General features: G+C 63.6%; 18 protein-coding genes. 11 read left to right on the top strand and 7 right to left on the bottom strand.

Annotation, left to right across the window (positions count from 1 at the left end; all coding sequences use genetic code 11):
* Positions 1-69: 69 nt before the first annotated feature.
* Positions 70-417: a GFA family protein gene (locus tag IE097_RS17215; protein WP_189462134.1), complete on the bottom strand. Its 348-nt coding sequence runs from the start codon at positions 415-417 to the stop codon at positions 70-72.
* 244 nt (positions 418-661) lie between these two features.
* Here IE097_RS17215 and IE097_RS17210 point away from each other — a divergent pair, with 244 nt between their 5' ends.
* Positions 662-2272 (top strand): methyl-accepting chemotaxis protein, encoded by a 1611-nt coding sequence (locus tag IE097_RS17210; RefSeq protein WP_189462132.1) that lies wholly within the window; start codon positions 662-664, stop codon positions 2270-2272.
* Between the two features lie 67 nt (positions 2273-2339).
* On the opposite strand, the gene IE097_RS17205 is transcribed toward IE097_RS17210, so the two are convergent.
* Positions 2340-2681, bottom strand: coding sequence for a zinc ribbon domain-containing protein YjdM (locus IE097_RS17205; protein WP_189462130.1), 342 nt, complete (start codon positions 2679-2681; stop codon positions 2340-2342).
* 219 nt (positions 2682-2900) lie between these two features.
* Between IE097_RS17205 and IE097_RS17200 the strand changes: the two genes are divergently transcribed.
* Positions 2901-3605 carry a hypothetical protein gene (locus tag IE097_RS17200; RefSeq protein WP_189462128.1) on the top strand — a complete coding sequence of 235 codons (705 nt, stop codon included), beginning with the start codon at positions 2901-2903 and terminating at the stop codon, positions 3603-3605.
* A gap of 42 nt (positions 3606-3647) precedes the next feature.
* Complete coding sequence (locus IE097_RS17195; protein ID WP_189462126.1) at positions 3648-4037, top strand: DUF3224 domain-containing protein; 390 nt, start codon at positions 3648-3650, stop codon at positions 4035-4037.
* A 171-nt stretch (positions 4038-4208) separates the two neighbouring features.
* Here IE097_RS17195 and IE097_RS17190 read toward each other — a convergent pair whose 3' ends face one another.
* The 4 genes from IE097_RS17190 to IE097_RS17175 all read right to left on the bottom strand — a co-directional run bounded on the left by IE097_RS17190 (position 4209) and on the right by IE097_RS17175 (position 8084).
* Entirely contained in the window at positions 4209-5396 is a 1188-nt protein-coding gene (locus tag IE097_RS17190) for a M20 metallopeptidase family protein (protein ID WP_189462125.1), read from the bottom strand.
* A 13-nt stretch (positions 5397-5409) separates the two neighbouring features.
* Positions 5410-6447 (bottom strand): aldo/keto reductase, encoded by a 1038-nt coding sequence (locus tag IE097_RS17185; RefSeq protein ID WP_189462123.1) that lies wholly within the window; start codon positions 6445-6447, stop codon positions 5410-5412.
* Positions 6448-6509: 62 nt separating this feature from the next.
* The gene (locus IE097_RS17180) at positions 6510-7442 is read right to left on the bottom strand and encodes a TraB/GumN family protein (protein ID WP_189462121.1); all 933 of its coding nucleotides are present in this window, start codon (positions 7440-7442) and stop codon (positions 6510-6512) included.
* 102 nt (positions 7443-7544) lie between these two features.
* The gene (locus tag IE097_RS17175) at positions 7545-8084 is read right to left on the bottom strand and encodes a hypothetical protein (RefSeq protein ID WP_189462120.1); all 540 of its coding nucleotides are present in this window, start codon (positions 8082-8084) and stop codon (positions 7545-7547) included.
* A 190-nt stretch (positions 8085-8274) separates the two neighbouring features.
* Here IE097_RS17175 and dagR point away from each other — a divergent pair, with 190 nt between their 5' ends.
* The 7 genes from dagR to dagF all read left to right on the top strand — a co-directional run bounded on the left by dagR (position 8275) and on the right by dagF (position 15862).
* Complete coding sequence (dagR, locus tag IE097_RS17170) at positions 8275-11088, top strand: transcriptional regulator DagR (RefSeq protein ID WP_189462118.1); 2814 nt, start codon at positions 8275-8277, stop codon at positions 11086-11088.
* Positions 11089-11421: 333 nt separating this feature from the next.
* Positions 11422-11829 carry a PTS sugar transporter subunit IIA gene (locus IE097_RS17165; RefSeq protein WP_189462117.1) on the top strand — a complete coding sequence of 136 codons (408 nt, stop codon included), beginning with the start codon at positions 11422-11424 and terminating at the stop codon, positions 11827-11829.
* 28 nt (positions 11830-11857) lie between these two features.
* Positions 11858-12343, top strand: a complete 486-nt coding sequence (locus tag IE097_RS17160) for a PTS sugar transporter subunit IIB (RefSeq protein WP_189462115.1) — start codon at positions 11858-11860, stop codon at positions 12341-12343.
* A 25-nt stretch (positions 12344-12368) separates the two neighbouring features.
* On the top strand, positions 12369-13115 hold the full coding sequence (locus tag IE097_RS17155; RefSeq protein WP_070527780.1) for a PTS mannose/fructose/sorbose/N-acetylgalactosamine transporter subunit IIC: 747 nt from the start codon (positions 12369-12371) through the stop codon (positions 13113-13115).
* Positions 13116-13117: 2 nt separating this feature from the next.
* The gene (locus IE097_RS17150) at positions 13118-13972 is read left to right on the top strand and encodes a PTS system mannose/fructose/sorbose family transporter subunit IID (RefSeq protein ID WP_189462114.1); all 855 of its coding nucleotides are present in this window, start codon (positions 13118-13120) and stop codon (positions 13970-13972) included.
* 10 nt (positions 13973-13982) lie between these two features.
* On the top strand, positions 13983-15116 hold the full coding sequence (gene dgaE, locus IE097_RS17145) for a D-glucosaminate-6-phosphate ammonia lyase (protein WP_308429730.1): 1134 nt from the start codon (positions 13983-13985) through the stop codon (positions 15114-15116).
* A complete protein-coding gene (dagF, locus tag IE097_RS17140; protein ID WP_189462113.1) occupies positions 15113-15862 on the top strand; it encodes a 2-dehydro-3-deoxy-phosphogluconate aldolase in 750 nt (249 codons plus the stop codon). Before dgaE ends, dagF begins: the two co-directional genes overlap by 4 nt.
* Before the next feature lie 122 nt (positions 15863-15984).
* Here dagF and IE097_RS17135 read toward each other — a convergent pair whose 3' ends face one another.
* Complete coding sequence (locus IE097_RS17135) at positions 15985-16719, bottom strand: polysaccharide deacetylase family protein (RefSeq protein ID WP_189462111.1); 735 nt, start codon at positions 16717-16719, stop codon at positions 15985-15987.
* Between the two features lie 1030 nt (positions 16720-17749).
* Here IE097_RS17135 and IE097_RS17130 point away from each other — a divergent pair.
* Positions 17750-17956 (top strand): hypothetical protein, encoded by a 207-nt coding sequence (locus IE097_RS17130; protein WP_189462109.1) that lies wholly within the window; start codon positions 17750-17752, stop codon positions 17954-17956.
* The last annotated feature ends 63 nt before the right edge of the window (positions 17957-18019 follow it).

Genomic DNA, 18019 nt, shown 5'->3' with positions numbered 1-18019 from the left:
GGTCAAGTGAAGCCGGTGTGCAACGCCCCGCAATGCGGGGCGTTGCCGTTCATGGCGCAGCGGAGCGGGCTACTTGCTGCGGCCGTCGTAGGGCCGGATCGTCAGGCTGGCCAGGTCGATGCCTTCGATGCAGCGGACGTTGATCGCGGCGATCGCGTGGCCGGCCGGATCGACGCCTTCGCCGAACGGGCCGCAGCCGCAGTGCGGACAGAAGCGGTGCTTGATCACGTGCTTGTTGAACGTGTACGTGCTCAGGTCCGCTGCGGGCGTCAGCAACCTGAGCTTGTCCAGCGGCACGAACCACAGCAGGTGCCCGCGGCGCTGGCAGATCGAACAGTTGCAGTCGATGACCGGGCCGATCTCGCCATCGATTTCGAGTGCGATCCGTCCGCAGTGACAGCTGGCGCGATAGATCATGGTTGTTCCTTATGTTGACTGCATGAGGGTCATGTTTTTATAGCGTGCGGGGCGTCGGCCATGCCGGATTGCGCCAGCCGTCCGGCGCTTTCCCGTGCCGATGTCATCGGTTCGGCGCGGACTTGGTTATAATCCGCCTGTAAGTAAGTAAATTACAAATTACTAATACAAATGACCCGCGATCTGCCACGAACAGATCAAACCAAGTCAATCCGCCTCGTCAGGGGGGCGCTGGAGTAAAGCAATGAAACTGTCCACCCGTCTGGGGCTGATCGTCGTCTGTGCGGTCGCCGGCCTCGTCATCATCGCCGGGTACGCCCTGCAGACCATCCGTTCGACCATGCTGCAGGAGCGCCGTGCGGAAATCCGTCTGCTGCTGGATCTGGCGGCCAGCCAGATCCAGCACTTCCAGTCGCTCGAACAGGGCGGCAAGCTGAGCCGCGAGGAAGCCCAGGCGCGCGCGATCGAGGCGACCTCGGCGCTGTCCAAGGACGACGACTACGTGTTCGTGCGCAGCATGGACGCGAAGATGCTGGTTCACCCGAACCCCAAGCGGGTCGGCAAGGTCGACTTCGGCTCCAAGCTGCCCGACGGCCGCACCACGCATCAGGCCTACCTCGACGTGCTGTCGAAGGGCGATTTCGGCTACACCGACATCGTGACCAAGCGGCCCGGCAGCGACGTTGAGGTTCCGAAGATCAACGGCGTGATCAAGGTCGGCGGCTGGAACTGGATCGTCGGCTTCGGCGTGTTCACCGACGACATCGACCGGGCCTACTGGCACTACGCACTGGCCTTCCTGATCATCGGACTGGTCGTGCTGGCAATCGTGATTGCCGTTGCGGTGATGATGTCGCGGCGCATCTACAGCCGCCTGGGGGGCGAGCCCGAATACGCAGCCGAGGTGGCACAGGCGATCGCCGGTGGCGACCTCAGCCGCCGCATCGACGGCAAGGTCGCGGTCGACAGCCTGCTGGGGGCCGTTGCGACAATGCAGGCCAGCCTGCGTCAGATGATCGAAGGCATCCAGCACGGCGCCAGCGGGCTGGGCCAGGCCGCAGTCAGCCTTTCCGGGCAGATGACGCAGATCAACCAGGCCGCACGGCAGTCGTCCGATGCGACGGCGGCGACCGCTGCGGCCATCGAGCAGATGTCGGTCAGCGTCGACCAGATTTCCGAAAGCGCGCGCGAAACCGAAGGCAACTCGTCGCGTTCGACCGAGCTGGCCGTGAAGGGCGAATCGCTGGTCAACAACGCCTCGGCCGAAATCCAGCGCGTCTCGACGCAGATCGGCGACGCCTCGGTGCTGATTGCCGGTCTGGTCGAGCGCTCGCGCGAGATCGACGGCATCGCCGCCGTGATCAAGGACATCGCCGACCAGACCAACCTGCTGGCGCTGAACGCCGCGATCGAGGCCGCGCGCGCCGGCGAGCAGGGACGCGGCTTCGCGGTGGTGGCGGACGAAGTGCGCAAGCTGGCCGAGCGCACGACGCAGGCCACCGGCGAGATTGCCGCCATGACACAGGCGATCCAGGCCGATACCGGTTCGGTGGTCCACAGCATGGACGAGGTCAAGCCGCAGGTGGCGCGCGGTGTCGAGCTGGCCGGTCAGGCCGCCGAAGCGCTGCGCGAGATCAGCGCCGGTTCGGCATCGACGCTGGGCAAGATCCGCGATGTGGCCAACGCCACGGCCGAGCAGAGCGTTGCCAGCGCCAGCGTGGCCAGCAATGTCGAACGCATTGCCAACATGGTCGAGTCGTCGGCCGATTCGGTCGCCGCGGCCAACCGCAACGTCCAGGCGCTCGAGGCGCTGTCGGTGGAGCTGAAAAACTCGGTGGCCCGTTTCCGGCTCTGATCCGGCCGGCGTCGCGAAAGGAAAAACGCACATCCGGGGATGTGCGTTTTTCTTTGCCCGGCAGCGATCAGGCTTTTTTCAGGAAGCAGGCCTTGAGCATGAACTGGCCGGCATCGAGCTTGCAGTCGACTTCGTGATCGCCGTTGCCGACAATGCGGATGCTTTTGACCTTGCTGCCCTGCTTGAGCGTGATCGACGACCCCTTGACCTTCAGGTCCTTGATCAGCACCACCGCGTCGCCGTCGTGCAGGACCGTGCCGTTGGCATCGCGCACGACGCGGGCTTCATCGTCGCTGGCCGCCACCGACTGCGGGTTCCACTCGTGGCCGCAGTCGGCGCAGACGAGGTTGTCGCCGTCCGGGTAGATGTTCTCCATCGCACATTGCGGGCAGGCGGGGAGGGTCGACATGGCTGGGCTCCGGTGAGAATGCGAGGCCGGCAGTATAAGCCCGCCGTGTCGCGATGCCCGCGGGAGTATGCACACCGTGTGGCGCCGGGCCATGCGCAAAACTGTCTTAAAGCTGATGAATGTCGGGTGCAGATCGTCATTTTTGTTGGCGAAATGACCGATTCCGGCTATTCAGGAGCGGGTGGCCCGACGGGCGCCAGACGAAATGGAGACACGAGCATGGATGTCGCGGACATCATCGAGCGGGTGGACGAGGCCACGGTACGCAAGGCGCTGAGCGATCTGCTCGCCGGTTACCTGAATCCGGTTTTTGGCGCGCTGCCCAAGGGTGAAGTCGAGCTGCTCTTCCTGAATGCGCTCGAGCAGACCGGAGCAATCGGGACCGATCCCGAGCTGTACGAGCTGGTGTCGAAGCTGCGCGTGACGCGTGCCAAGGCGCGCGGACTGATCTACGCCCGCGAGCTGCGGCGCTCGTCCGGGGACGAGCTGGATGCGAAGGTGAAGGCGCTGCTGAAAAAGCCGCTGATCCAGAAGGACGGCGAAGTCTTCGTGCTCGAGGTCGAAAACCCGCTGGTGTCCGATCATCTGCGTGCCAAGGTGAAGCAGCTCGGCTACCTGTCGGACGGCTCGTTCTCGCCGAGCATCGTCAAGCTCGGTCTCGACGCGATTTCGGCGCTGGCCGAGGACTCGGTGGCCGATGCCGACAAGGAATCGTTGCGACTGGCGCTGGTCGCGGCCGGCGCACCCGATACCTCGCTCAAGGGCATTTTCAAGGCCGCGCTCAAGAAGGTCGCCAGCAAGGTCGCGGCCGATACCGGCGAGGCGCTGATGGACAAGGTGTCGGACTACATGGCGCCGCTGATCGACGCCAGCGTCGACGCGATTCTGGAAAAGGCCGGCGAGCTGTTCGACGGCGACGATTGAGCACGGCCGGCCGGACCGGCCGGTGACTTCTGGAGAAAGCACATGCGGGCAAGCGGGACATTCGAAGTCGGGCTGAAGGCGCTGGAGCTGCACGATCCGGCCGACGGGACGCTGGGGCGGCGGGCGATCGACAAGCGTTTCAGCGGTGATCTGGTGGCGACCAGCGTCGGCGAGATGCTGTCGGCCGGGACTGCCGTTGCCGGTTCGGCCGCTTATGTCGCGATCGAGCGCGTCAGCGGCACGCTGGCCGGCCGCAGCGGCAGCTTCACGCTGCAGCACAGCGGCACGATGCACCGCGGCACGCCGCAACTGCGGGTGTCGGTGGTACCCGACTCGGGTTCCGGCGAGCTGGCGGGTCTGGACGGGACGCTGACGATCCGTATTGCCGACGGCCGACATTTCTACGACTTCGATTACCGCTTCGACGCGTAGCCGCCCCCTCGTTCGAGCGGCGGACAAAACGCGGCGTAGCGGTGCTGGCAAGGCGTGCGAAACATCCCGCGGGGATTCCCGTCGGTCACAACAGTACGAGTCGGCAAGTGAGTACAACGCCGCCAGCTGGGTTTGCGACCGGCAGGAAGTGCCCTCGAGGATGAGCCGTGCTTAGCGCGGCGCGGCGAAATGCGCCAGCAGGTCGAGCGCGGTCTGGGCGAGCCAGGCCGAGCCCAGCGGCAGTGCGGACTCGTCGACGACCATTTTCGGGCTGTGCAGCGAGTAGGGACTGCGCTCCGGCCCCTGGGTGCCAAGCAGCGCGAAGCACGACGGCACCGCCTGCGCGGTGAACGAGAAGTCCTCGCCGCCCATCAGCGGCGGCAGTTCGACCAGCGCCTCTTCGCCGAGCACGTTGCGCGCGGCACCGCGGGCAATGGCGGCGATGCCGGCATCGTTCATCGTCACCGGGTAGCCGTTGGCGATCCGGCAGTCGACGCTGGTGCCGTGCATCGCGCCGGCGTGCTCGCAGATCGTCGCGACGCGGGCGTGGACGTGGGCGCGGGTTTCCATGTTCAGCGTACGGATCGTTCCGGTCAGGCGGACCTGTTCGGCAACGATGTTGGTCGCCGTGCCGCCCTGGAGGGTGCCGACGCTGACGACGGCGGTATCGGTCGGGCCGACATTGCGCGCGACGATGGTCTGCAGCGTGGTGACGATCTGTGCGGCGATGACGACCGCGTCGATGCCCGCCTGCGGCGACACGCCGGCGTGGGCGGCACGACCGTGGACCACGATCTCGAATTCGTCGCTGGCGGCCATCACCGCACCGTCGCGAATGCTGATCTGCCCGGTCGGCAGGATCGGCACCTGGTGCAGCGCGATCGCCGCGCTGGCGCCGGCATGCACGCCTTCCTTGACCATGCGCTGTCCGCCCGACCAGCCGTCCGGATCGTCGTAGCAGCCTTCCTCGGCCGGCTGGAACACGAAACGCACGGTGCCGGCGAAATCGGCGTCGAGCAGCAGCCGCGCCGCACCCAGGCCCATGGCCACGTGGGTGTCGTGGCCGCAGGCATGCATCACGCCGGGATGGCAGGACGAAAACGGCAGGCCGGTGTCCTCGATGATCGGCAGTGCGTCCATGTCGGCGCGGATGATCACGGTCGGGCCGTCGCCTTTTTTCAGCTCGGCCACCACACCGGTGCCGGCGACACCGCCGTGATAGGGCAGGCCGAGCGTGGTGAGCTGCGCGATCACCTGTTGTGCGGTACGCGTTTCGCGGTAGCCGAGCTCCGGGTGCTGATGGAGATCACGACGGATGGCGACGATGTAGTCGCGGAGAGCTTCGGCCTGGGCGCGCATGCGGTTCACCGGTTTATAAAGCGGGACTGTGATACTGACGGTATAGCTTTTCGATGCCGGCTTCGAGTTCCGCGGAAAGCCGGATCCCGCTGCTGCCGATGTTCTCGGTCAGCTGCGCCAGCGTCGTGGCTCCGATGATGGTGCTGGCGACGAACCAGCGGCTGTTGACGAAAGCCAGCGCCAGCTGGGCCGGGCTCAGGCCGTGCTCGAGCGCGAGCTGCGCGTAGGCGGCGACGGCCTCGTCGACGAACGGTTTGCGGTAGCGCGAGCCGAAGGCGGGAAAGCGCGTCAGCCGGCCGTCGGCTGGGGCGTCGGCGACGTACTTGCCGCTCAGGAGGCCGAAAGCCAGCGGGCTGTAGACCAGCAGCGATACCTGTTCGCGGTGGCAGGCTTCGACGAGGCCGGTCTCGAAGCTCCGGTTGATCAGGTTGTAGACGTTCTGGATCGTCCTGATGCGCGGCAGGCCGGCGGCATCGGCAACCGCGCCCCAGCGGGCCACGCCCCAGGCGGTTTCGTTCGACGTGCCGAGGTAGCGCACCTTGCCGGCGGTGACTAGCCGGGACAGTGCTTCGAGCTGCTCGTGGAGGTCCGGCATGCCGGGTTTTTCGTCGGCCGGATCGTACTGGCTGGTGCCGAACATCGGCACCGCGCGTGCCGGCCAGTGCACCTGGTAGAGGTCGATGTAATCGGTCCGCAGCCGGGCGAGCGAGGCATCGCAGGCTGCGACGATCTGCGCGGCGTTCAGTTGCGGGCCACCGCGGATCCAGTCCATGCCGCGGTTCGGTCCGGCGACCTTGGTGGCCACGATGACCTTGTCACGCGGCTGCTTCACCAGCCAGCTGCCGACGTAGGCTTCGGTGCGTCCCTGCGTTTCGGCCCGGGCCGGGACCGGATACATCTCGGCGGTATCGATGAAGTTGACGCCGGCCGCGGTGGCGGCATCGAGCTGTGCGTGGGCATCGGCTTCGCTGTTCTGCTCGCCGAAGGTCATCGTGCCGAGGCAGATGGCCGAGACGTCGAGCTCGGTACCGGGCAGGGTACGGTATTGCATGAACGGGTTCTCCAGAATGCCGAAAGCCGGCGAGCCGGCTTTCGGGAGGGGGGATCAGACTACTACTTGCGTTTGCGGTCGTCGATCGGGGTCAGCGTGTAGCCCTGCTTTTTGAGCTGGGCGACGAGGCCGGTCTTGCCCGGCAGGTGCAGCGCGCCGACGGCGATGAAACTGCCGCCCTTGAGCAGCTGCGGCTGCATGCGCTCGGCCATCCGGTCGTTGCGGTCGTCGATCAGCGTCTTCTGCTTCCAGTCGTTGAAGAAGGCCTGGTCGGCGGCGGGCAGGGTGACTTCGTCCTTGTCGGCGAAGCGGACGATGCCTTCGACGTCGCGCTGCACGTACATCGCGACCAGCTTTCTGTAGTAGGCATCGACGTCGGGTTGCTGGTCGATCAGCGCATACAGCAGCGTCTTCTGCTTGTCGGCCGGGATGGTCTCGAACACCGACGCCTGCTCGGAAATCGTTTCTAGGCCGGTGTATTCCTTGCCGCCCTCGATCGCCATTTTCGCCAGCATCAGGTCCAGCGGCAGATCGCCGGCCTTCTTCTTCGGCACCATCAGCAGCATGGCCGCGGCCCACGGCTTCATGCGCTTGGCGGCGACTTCCGGGTAATCGCGTGCGGCGAGTTCCGGCAGCAGCTTCTGGTAGTGCTTGGTGTCGATCTGGTCGGTAAGCAGCTCGCCTTCGGGCATCAGCACGCGTTTGGCGAAGTCCATCATGCCGTTGAAGTCGATACGCACTTCGGTGGTGACCGTGTCGGCGTCATCGAATGCCTTCTGCACCTGCGGCGACAGCTGCGTCACCTTGGGGTCGCTGACATGGGCGGTGCCGAACAGGTACGACGGTTTCACGCCCGGTTTGTCGATCTTCCACAGCACGGCACGCGGGAAGGTGTCGCCCTTGGCTGCGGCCAGCGCCGGCAGCGGTGCGAGCAGCGAGGCGCTGCAGAGTGCGGCGGCAAGTACCGCAAGGGGCGAGCGAAGGCGGGCGAACATCCGGCGAGTCTCCTGATTTGTACGGGCTGGGTGCCCTGTGGTCGACCGCCAGTATAAACATGCCCGGCGCGGCGCCGAAGCGCCTTGGCGCCGCGGTTGCGATTAGAGCCCGGTGAGCACCTTGACCGCCTGGACGAACTCGTCGGCGTAGGGGCCGGCCTTGCGCGATTCGCGCAGGGCCATGTTCCAGCGCGCGATGGCGTTCTTCAGTGCCGGCGTGTCGGAAACCGCTTCGATTTCGCTGATCAGCCCGCGCCCCATCAGGCCGAGAAAGGTCTGCGCACTTTCGGTCATCAACTCCTTGGCCTTGACGATGCGGATCGGGTCGAGTGCGTCGATCGGCTTCGGTTGCTGTGTCACTGCCGGGGGCACGGATTGCACGGGGGACGGCGCAGGGGCCGGCTCGACGGTCGCGCCGGCCTCGCTTGCGGTCTCGCCGGGTGTGCCGATGCAGCCCTGCGCCTGCAGTTCGGCGAGCAGCGGCGGCAGCGTGTCGTGGCCGAGGATCACGGCAATCTCCGCCAGTGTGCGCCGGCCGTCGATCAGGATCAGCAGCCGGCGCGCCCTGGCCGACAGACCCAGACTGCGCGCATCGATCTCGGCCTGGCCCCGGGCTGTCTTGCTGTAGACGGTATTCGCCATGCTGTCCGCTCCTCGGGAGCTCCGACGGTTGAAGCCGGCGAGGGTAGCAGTGGCGTGTTTCAATCCTGCGACGCCGTGCCGGGCGAACCCCAATGGCATGGTGCGGCCATGCCGTGCTACCTCTTGGTCACGATCAAGGCGGCCGGCGGCGGCCTTTGGCATCATCGGGACTGGTTTGACGGAGCGGGCAATGGCGGTACGCAGAAAGGACACGATCTATCAGGAGCTCGAACGGCTGACGCGGCAGCTCAAGGTACAGGCACTGCGCGACGGTGGCGGCATCGATGCCGAAACCATCGGCTATAACCTCGGCGTGGCGCGCAATTCGGTCAGCCAGGACCTGAACGCGCTGTGCAGCGAAGGCAAGGTCATCAAGATCAAGAGCCGCCCGGTGCTGTTCCTGCACCGCGCCGCGGCGGCAGCCCTGCTCGGCGCCGAACTCGACCCGGACGTGCACGAGGTGCGCGAACTGGCCGAGCTGCTTGGCGAAGCCGCCGAACCGGCCGATGCCGATCCGTTTGCCGCGCTGATCGGCTACGACCAGAGCCTGAAACAGGCGGTCGAGAAGGGCAAGGCGGCGGTACTGTACCCGCCCAACGGGCTGAACGTGATGCTCACCGGCCCGTCCGGCGTCGGCAAGACCTACTTTGCCGAGCTGATGCACCGTTTTGCCGACCATGCGCGCGATTCGGCGGTGCCCTTCGTCTATTTCAACTGCTCCGAGTACTTCAACAATCCGGAGCTGCTGACCTCGCACCTGTTCGGTCACCAGCAGGGTGCGTTCACCGGCGCCGCCGCGGCCAAGGAAGGGCTGGTTGCCAAGGCCGAGGGCGGTTTCCTGTTTCTCGACGAAGTGCACCGGCTGCCGTTCGAGGGGCAGGAAAAGCTGTTCTCGATCCTCGACAAGGGGGTCTACCGCCGGCTGGGATCGAGCGACAAGGAGATCAGCAGCAATATCCGGCTGATCTGCGCAACCACCGAGAACATCAAGTCGACGCTGCTGCGCACCTTCCTGCGCCGGATCCAGGTGGTCATCGACCTGCCGCCGCTGTCGGCGCGCTCGTTCGACGAGCGGCTGGAGATGATCGTGCGCTTCTTCCACGCCGAAAGCCGCAAGACCGGGCTGGCGCTGAAGGTGAGCAAGGCCTTGCTGGGCCAGCTGCTGTGCCGCGAGTACGAGGCCAATATCGGCGAGCTCAAGAGCGACATCCAGTTCATCTGCGCCCAGGCCTACGCGAACCAGTTCGCCCAGCGCTGTGCGGTGCTGAACGTCGACGAATCCTGGCTCGACGGCAAGGCCGCGCACGCCGACATCCGTACCCGGCTGATCCTCGACGAGCTGCTGGCCGGCGAGACGCTGTCGATCGCGCCGGACGACGTGCAGAAGCTCGAGCGTACCGCCTTGCTGCCGCTCGAACGCAAGGACGCCGACCTGTTTTACGCCTACCTGGCCGACGAATACACGCGGCTGCAGAACAGCCAGATTCCGGCCAACGAGATCAGCCTGATCCTGCGCAAGAAACTGCAGACGGTGTTCGAGCACAAGATCCATCACGCCCGGGTCGAACCGCTGCCGACGCTCGACGGCGTCTACGGGCTGCAGATCGAGCAGAAGATCAAGCTGCTGACCGCCTTCATCGACGGGCTGACCGGCTACAAGATGAGCGAGACCGTTGCCGGCCACCTGCGCAACCACCTGATGACGCTGCTGGCCTACGTGAAGAAAGGCAAGGTGCCGGGGCTGTACTCGGCCAACCTGATCGCCGACGCGGCCAAGGGCGAGTACGACAACGCCCGGCTGGTGTGCAGGAAGATCGAGGAAACCTTCCTGATCACCTGCCCGTCGGCCGAGCTCATCTTCATGTGCCTGTTGCTGGCCGAGCTCAAGTCGCAGCGGCATGCGCACCGGCTGCAGCAGGACTGCGGCATGATCCTGGTCTCGCACGGCGACAGCACCGCGAGCAGCATGGCCGACTACGTGAACCGGCTGATCGGCCGCGAGCTGGTCACCGCCATCAACATGCCGTTCGAACAGTCGGTACACGACACGCTGGCGCTGTTCCTCAAGCAGGTGGCGCACTACCAGTACAAGAAGCTGATCCTCGCGGTCGACCTCGGTTCGCTGGTGCACTTCGGCGCGGTGGTGCGCAAGATGTTCAAGATCGAAACGCTGCTGCTGCGCAACGTGACGATGCTGGGCCTGCTCGAAGTGGCGATGAATCTGTCGTTCGAGACCACCGAGCTCAAGGTGCTGGGCGAGCTGCTGGCGCAGCAGGGGATGGAGTACGACCTGTACGATCCGGCCGGAGCCGACGAAGTGAAGGTCATCGTCGTGTCGTGCGTCACCGGGCTCGGTACCTCGGTGAAGATCCGCAAGATGATCGAGGACGTGTTCGACGACATGCTCACCGACCGGATCCGCCTGCTGACGCTCGACCATGCCGAGGTCGAACAGCTCGACCGGCTCAGCCAGCACATCGGAGAGAACGAGCGGCTGGCCGGCATCATCGGCTCCTTCCTGCCGCGCTTGCCGGACGTGCCCTTCCTGTCGCTGGAGGAGCTGTTTTCCGAGCACGGCGCCGAGCTGGTGATGGACATGCTCGACTTCGGCATGAGCGCGGACGAGCGCGAACTGATGCTGGAAAAGGTGTCGATGAAGTTCATCGCCACGGTGACGATCGAAAGCATCATCAACCAGATTTCGGTGCTGAACCCGCACCGGGTGCTGCAGGAAATCGAGGCCGTGTTCCACCGGATCTGCGGCGAGCTCGACATCAAGCCGTCGCGCAAGGTGACACTGCGCTTCATGATCCACTGCTGCTGCATGGTCGAGCGCATCGTCATCGACCGCAAACCGCTACAGATGACGCTGCCACCCGATGCCGCCGTCAACGATGCGGCATTCGCCGCCATCAAGGCCGCGTTCGCGCCGATCGAGACCGCCTACAACATCCGCCTCTCGGCGACCGAGCACTTCTACATCTACGAGCTGCTGTTCCGGTAAGCGCCGGAACATCACGCCGCCCGACCGCTTGCCGCAGTCGGCGCGGTGACGCGCGCCGCTGCTGCCGTCCTTTCCCTCCCTCCTGCGCGACTGTCGCGTGACAGATGTCCCCGCGGCACGCTGCCGTCGATCGTGCATCTGTCACATCAGCTGCCGGGCGCCATGATCCGGCGGGCTTTCCGTTGGGTCTTGCCGGTTTTTCATCGTCCAAGTCATTGATATGAAAGCAGTTTGTTTCCTGATGGCAATCGCGTGACAGAAACTGGCACGCATCTTGCGGTAATGGGGGCAAGGCCGGTTTCAGGGCCGCACATACCGACAAGGAGAAGTCTGATGAATCAACCCGTATCCGAAATCCTCACGCTCACCCACGGTGGCTGGGGTGCCAACCTGATCGACTGCCTGAAGATGGTTGCCGGCGAAATCCACGGTGTGTCCGATCTGGCGCTGATGCCGGTCGACACCATGGGCGAGTTCTACGAGAAGGTGAAAGCCCGGGTCGAGGCGATGCCGGCCGGCTCGCTGATCATCGCCGACTTCACCGGCGGCTCGACCTCGAACGTCGCCGCGCGCCTCTCGGCCGATTTCGACATCGGCGTGATCACCGGCCTCAACGCGACGCTGATGCTCGCTGCGCTCGACCTGCGCGACGAAGGCCGGCTGGCCGACCAGGTCGACGACCTCGTCGACGTCGGCCGCAACAGCTTCAAGAACATCGTCAAAAGCCTGCAGCAACGCTGAACCTCATTCAATTCCAGGGAGAACCATCATGGCCAAAATCGTCCTTTGCCGTATCGACAGCCGCCTGATCCACGGTCAGGTCGTCACCAAGTGGGTCGGCCAGTCTCAGGCCAACCGCATCGCCGTGGTCAGCGACGAGCTCGACGCCGATCCGTTCATGAAGAACATCTTCATGATGGCCGCGCCGCCCAACATCAAGGTCGACTGTTTCGGCGTCGCCGGCTTCTGCCAGCAATGGCGCGAGGACCAGCTCGGCGCCGGCAACGTGCTGGTGCTGTTCCCGAATCTGGCGTCGGTGCGCCAGGCCGTGATCGACGGCTTCGACATCGCGCAGATCCAGGTCGGCGGCCTCGGTGGCGGCCCGGGCCGCAAGGTGGTGTTCCAGAACATCACGCTCGACGACGCCGACGAGGTCACGCTGCGCGACCTGCAGGAACGCGGGGTCGACGTGTACTTCCAGACGATTCCGGAAGACAAGCCGCAAAAGCTGGCCGACATCCTCAAGCGTCTGTAACCCACCCTGAACGAGGAGCCTCGTCATGAGTACCCTGATGCTCGCGACCCTGATGGGTCTGTACTACTGGTTCGCCCGCCTGCGGCTGGGTTACACCTTCTCCGGCATGCTGGTGCAGCCGATCGTGATCGCCGTGTTCGTCGGCCTGATCACCGGCGACATGCAGACGGCGATGATCGTCGGCGCCGGCATCCAGTTGGTCTACCTCGGCGTGACGTCGACGCCGGGCGGCAACGTGCCGTCCGACCCGGCGCTGGCGGCGTGCATCGCGCTGCCGATCGCGGTGAAGACCGGCATGGACGCCAATCTGGCGATCGCGCTGGCGATTCCGTTCGGCGTGATCGGCGTCTTCGTCGACCAGCTGCGCCGGACGATCAACGCCGCGTGGGTCCACATGGCCGACAAGCACGCCGAGACCTGCAACACCGCCGGCATCATGCGCTGCGCCTTCCTGTGGCCGGCACTGATGGGCTTCGTGATCCGCTTCCCGGTGGTGTTTGCGGCCAACTACTTCGGCCAGTCCGTGGTCGAGCAGTTCCTCGCCTTCATGCCGCGCTGGCTGACCCACTCGTTCGAGATCATGGGCGGCATCCTGCCGGCGCTGGGCTTCGCGATCACCATCATGGTGATCGGCAAGAAGACGCTGATTCCCTACTTCGTTGCCGGCTTCTTCGCCGTGCTCTACCTGAAGGTCGACATCATGGCAGTGGCCATCTTCGGCACCTGCATCGCCTTCCTGATCCGCAGTTTTGGCAAGAACGAGGAAGCATGATCATGAACGCTACCGTTACCGACAAAGCCGTCTCGGACGTCCAGCACGGTCCACTGCTGACCAAGGCCGACATCACCAAGTCCTGGCTGATCTACTACATGGGCGCCGAAGTCTCGAACTCGTACGAGCGCCTGCAAAGCCTGATCTTCTGCGCGTCGATGACGCCGGTGCTGAAGAAGCTCTATCCGAACAAGGAAGAGCAGGCCGAAGCGTTGAAACGCCACCTGAACTTCTTCAATACCGAAGGCGTGATGGGCGGGATCATCCAGGGCGTGGCGATCGCGATGGAAGAGCAGAAGACCCGCGGCGAGCCGATCACCGATTCGTCGATCATCGGCATCAAGACCGGGCTGATGGGCGCCTTGGCCGGCGTCGGCGATTCGATCATCTGGGCGGCGCTGATGCCGCTGCTGATCGCGCTGTTCATCCCGTTCGCCGCCAAGGGCAGCGCCATGGGCGGGATCGCGCCGCTGGTGCTGTACACCGGCATCACCATCGGCATCAGCTACGCGCTGTGCCACAAGGGCTACAAGCTCGGCCGCGAATCCATCGTCACGCTGTTGCAGGGCGGCAAGATCAAGGAACTGATCTACGGCGCCAACGTGCTCGGCCTGATCATGATGGGCGCGCTCGCCGCCAGCTACGTCAAGCTCTCGACGCCGCTGAAGTTCAGCTTCCTGCAGGGCTCGGAAGTGGTGGTGCAGCAGGTGCTCGACTCGATCGTGCCGGGGCTGCTGCCGCTGGCCGCGGTGTTCGCGATCTACCTGTACATGCTGAAGAAAGGCCCGCGCTACACGGTGATCCTGCTGTCGGTCGTCGCCTTCAGCCTGGTCTGCTCGATCACCGGCATTCTCTAAGGGGATCATGATGAACATCTACGAACGCATCGGCCTGAAGCGGGTGATCAACGCCTGCGGCAAGATGACCATCCTCGGTGTTTCGGCCGTCGACAGGACGGTGATGGACGAAGTCGCCGAGGCCGCATCGAACTACGTCGAGATCGACACGCTGATCGACCGCGTCGGCGAGCTGATCTCGACGCATACCGGCGCCGAAGACAGCTGCGTCACCTCGAGCGCATCGGCCGGGATCGCGATCTCGGTCGCCGCGGTGATCTCGAAGGGCGATCCGAATCTGGTCGAGCGGCTGCCCGACAGTTCGGGCCTGGCCAACGAGGTGATCCTGCTCAAGGGCCACAGCGTCAACTACGGCGCGCCGGTGACGACGATGGTCCGCCTCGGCGGCGGCGTGCCGGTCGAAGTCGGCCAGGCCAACGAATCGGAAGCCTTCCATGTGGCGTCGGCGATCACCGGGCGTACTGCGGCCATCCTGTACGTGAAGTCGCACCACGCGGTGCAGAAGGGCATGGTGCCGCTGGCGGAGATGATCCGCATCGCCCACGAACACGGGCTGCCGCTGATCATCGACGCTGCCGCCGAGGAAGACCTGAAGAAGTACGTCGCCGCCGGCGCCGATCTGGTGATCTACAGCGGCGCCAAGGCGATCGACGCGCCGACCTCGGGCTTCATCACCGGCCGCAAGGCGCTGATCGGCGCGTGCAAGGCGCAGTACCACGGCATCGGCCGGCCGATGAAGATCGGCAAGGAATGCATGCTGGGGCTGGTCAAGGCGCTGGACCGCTATGCAGTGCACAAGCACGACGGCCGCGCCGACATTCCGGCGCTCGAAGCGGCGATCGCCGAGGTCAACGGCATCCGCGGCCTGTCGGCCGAACTGGAGCAGGACGAAGCCGGCCGCGAGATCTACCGCGCCCGCGTCCGCGTTCATGCCGACGTGCTCGGCGTCGACGCGGCGGCGATCGAAGCGCAGCTGCGCGGCGGCAGTCCGGCCATCTACACCCGCAAGTACTACCTCAACGCCGGCGTGTTCAGCATCGACCCGCGACCGCTGCAGGGCGACGACCTCGCCGTCATCGTCGCGCGACTGCGGCAGCTGGCCGGCGCGTGCTTGCAGGAGAACACCGCGAAGGAGAATGCATGATGCAGCAAGCCATTTCGTTCTATCACGATCGCGTCGCGATCAACGTGCTGGCGCGCGACCTCGACAACGCCGCCGCCGCGTTCGAAGCCGCCGAAGGGCATGCGGCCATCGGCCTGCTGTCGGCACGTTTCGACACGGTCGAGGAGGGCGTCGTCGCCGCAAGGCAGTGGCAGGACAGGGTCTGCGTGTCGGTCGGCCTCGGCGCCGGCGATCCGGCGCAGTTCTACAAGGCGGCGATGATCGCCGCGGCGACCGCGCCGGGCCACGTCAACCAGACCTTCAGCGGCGCCGGCTTCGCGGCCGGTGCGCTGGCGGCACGCGGCGTGACCAACACCCGCATCAACGCGCTGGTCCGCCCGACCGGTACGCCGGGCAAGGTGATCGTCTCGACCGGTGTTGCCGGCAGCGGTGCCGAGGTGCCGGCGCTGGTCGATACCGATACGGCGGTACTGATGATCCGCGACCAGGGCGCGCACGCGGCCAAGTTCTTCCCGATGGGCGGGCTGAAATCGCTGGCCGAGCTGGAAGTGCTGGCGAAAAGCTGCGCGAGCCACGGGCTGGAGATGATCGAACCGACCGGCGGAATCGACCTCGCCAACTTCGGCGAGATCCTGCAGGTCTGCCTCGACGCCGGCGTGCCCAGGGTCATGCCGCACGTCTACAGCTCGATCATCGACAAGGAAAGCGGCAACACCCGGCCCGCCGACGTGGCCGAGCTGTTGCAGATGGTGAAGCAACGGGTGTGATACCCCCCACGACCCGTGATTGACGCCGCCGGCCTTGCCGGCGGCTTTTTTCATTTCCCGTTCGGTATTCCTGTTTGCATGAATGTGCCGCTCGCGATGCCCTTTGTGGGAGGCCGGCGCTGTTAAACCGTGGTTTCAAGCATTTGGCTGAGCGTTGGTCTCGATGGAACAGGCTTCACGAATTGGACGTTCATTCGTTCCAGTTCTTCCAGAATTATATCGAAATGGAACTCGCCTTGTTCCCCTCGCCAATTGCTGTCATGAATGACCAAGACCTCGCCGCTGGCTCCCTCGGTAAAACTGCCCATGGACGGCTCGACATTTTTTCTCAGATTCTGTCGCAAGTCCGCCAATTTAAAATGGCAGCTACTCCAGAGTTCCCAATCCCAGCAGGCAAATGTAACTCCGATGTCGATGTGGTTCTTGGTGGCGGAATTACTGAACCATTCGTAATTCACAAAATTCGTATCCAGGTGCTCAAACTGGTTATGTATCAAGTATTCCTGAAATCTTGCAAAATTATTGCCGCCTTGGTCGGTATAAGGAAAGCGGAAAATTTTAGCCTGCCTTTCCACTCCATTTCGCTTGTAGGCATCGACAATCAATTTTTCTGTTCTTTCAATTTCAATAATGCCCTGTTCATAACTGATCTGTGAGAAGGCTGCATGAGAGTAACTGTGATTTCCGATGACAGTGCCTCGTTGAATTGCATAATCCACTGCGTGTGGATAGGCCTCCATGCACCTGCCTAGAAAGAACATGACCGCAGTAATTTCTCGTTGCATCAGATGGTCAACAAGAGCCATCGTATTGTCCGACGGGCCATCATCAACGGTAAGTAGAACCTTCTTCGACATTGGTCTTCCAATTCATTCAGGATTGTTGTGTGAATCTTTCTTGAGAAACCCATACAAAAGCGGAGTGTTGCAGCCCATCGACGATGGGTTTATCCAACATATCTGGGATATGTATCTTAATTTTTCTTGCTGTTTTCTGTCAATAATTGAAATGAATGATGTTAAAAAGTGATCATGGGGGCTTGGTAGCACGATGGGCTTTGAATGCAAACGTGCGGCCACAACGGTCGATGGCATTCTGGATTCGAGCTGCGCGTTGGACGCTGATCGGTCGCCTCGATGTTGTAGAACCCGCGATCGCCGTCGACACACATGACGACAACCGCCACTAACGCACCGCCGGGGGCTGGCCGAAGTGGCCCTTAGGCCGGCTCGAATGTGCGATAGGAACGATGACGCATCGGTGAGATGTTCGGAATGACGTCACCTCACGGAGAAGGCGGGGGGATCTGGCAAACTCGATCCGATCGAAAGTTTGGACTGCGGTAGGCCGTTGTCGGTGATCCATCTTAAGGAAAACCATGCGCAGCGCCGGGTCCGGACCTGCGTCAATCGTGCCGAGGAGGCGTCATGCGTCGCGAGCCGGGTGGGCATGCAACATCTACGTTTAAACAGAGGGTACTGACAACTACCAGAATGGCATTGTTCAGGAACAGCGGTGCCGACAGCACGTACTTTGCGTCGATGGCGACCCATCGCGTTCCACCGTCAGATGAACTAGAAAACACATCTGTTACCGTCACCCCATTTCCGGTGGGTGGCGTAGCCCCTTAAATCTGATAAAGTGTTTTTATCCAGTAGATGTAAGCTTTTTCGGTGCTTAGGCTGTAGTGGCGATAGCGCAGGCAATCCCTCATCTGCGCGAACAAGCGCGGACTGGTGTGTTCGCAGTGTTATCCGACATGTCCAAATACATGACCCACCTGCCGCGATGTTATCTACGTTTCAACCGGGGAGCCAAGCACCTAACACTTCAGTCAACCGGGACCGGCTAACGCCGGCCCGTTACTTCAAAAGTCAGGCCTAAGCCATGCGTACATTTACTGAGCTGGAGTTAATTGCAGCTCTTGAGGAGAGTGGAGCCGCCACTTGGCAGGAGTTTTTTGTCTTGAATGGCAAGTTTGTTGCCTATGAAAACTCGCAAGGGAAGCTTATGGCGAAACTCATCGAAGACAATGACTTGTACCAGGCCGCACGCGAGTTTCTTTTAAAAAATGGTAAGGCTCGCGCACTATGAAGCCTCGTCGGCCTAATCTCTCATTCAACGGGACGCCTCACGGCGCCCATCAATTCAAACGTT

The organism is Jeongeupia chitinilytica (assembly GCF_014652315.1).
GTDB classification, from domain to species: Bacteria; Pseudomonadota; Gammaproteobacteria; order Burkholderiales; family Chitinibacteraceae; genus Jeongeupia; species Jeongeupia chitinilytica.
Note: the sequence above shows the minus strand (reverse complement) of the source record. Positions and strands in the feature narration are given on the sequence as shown.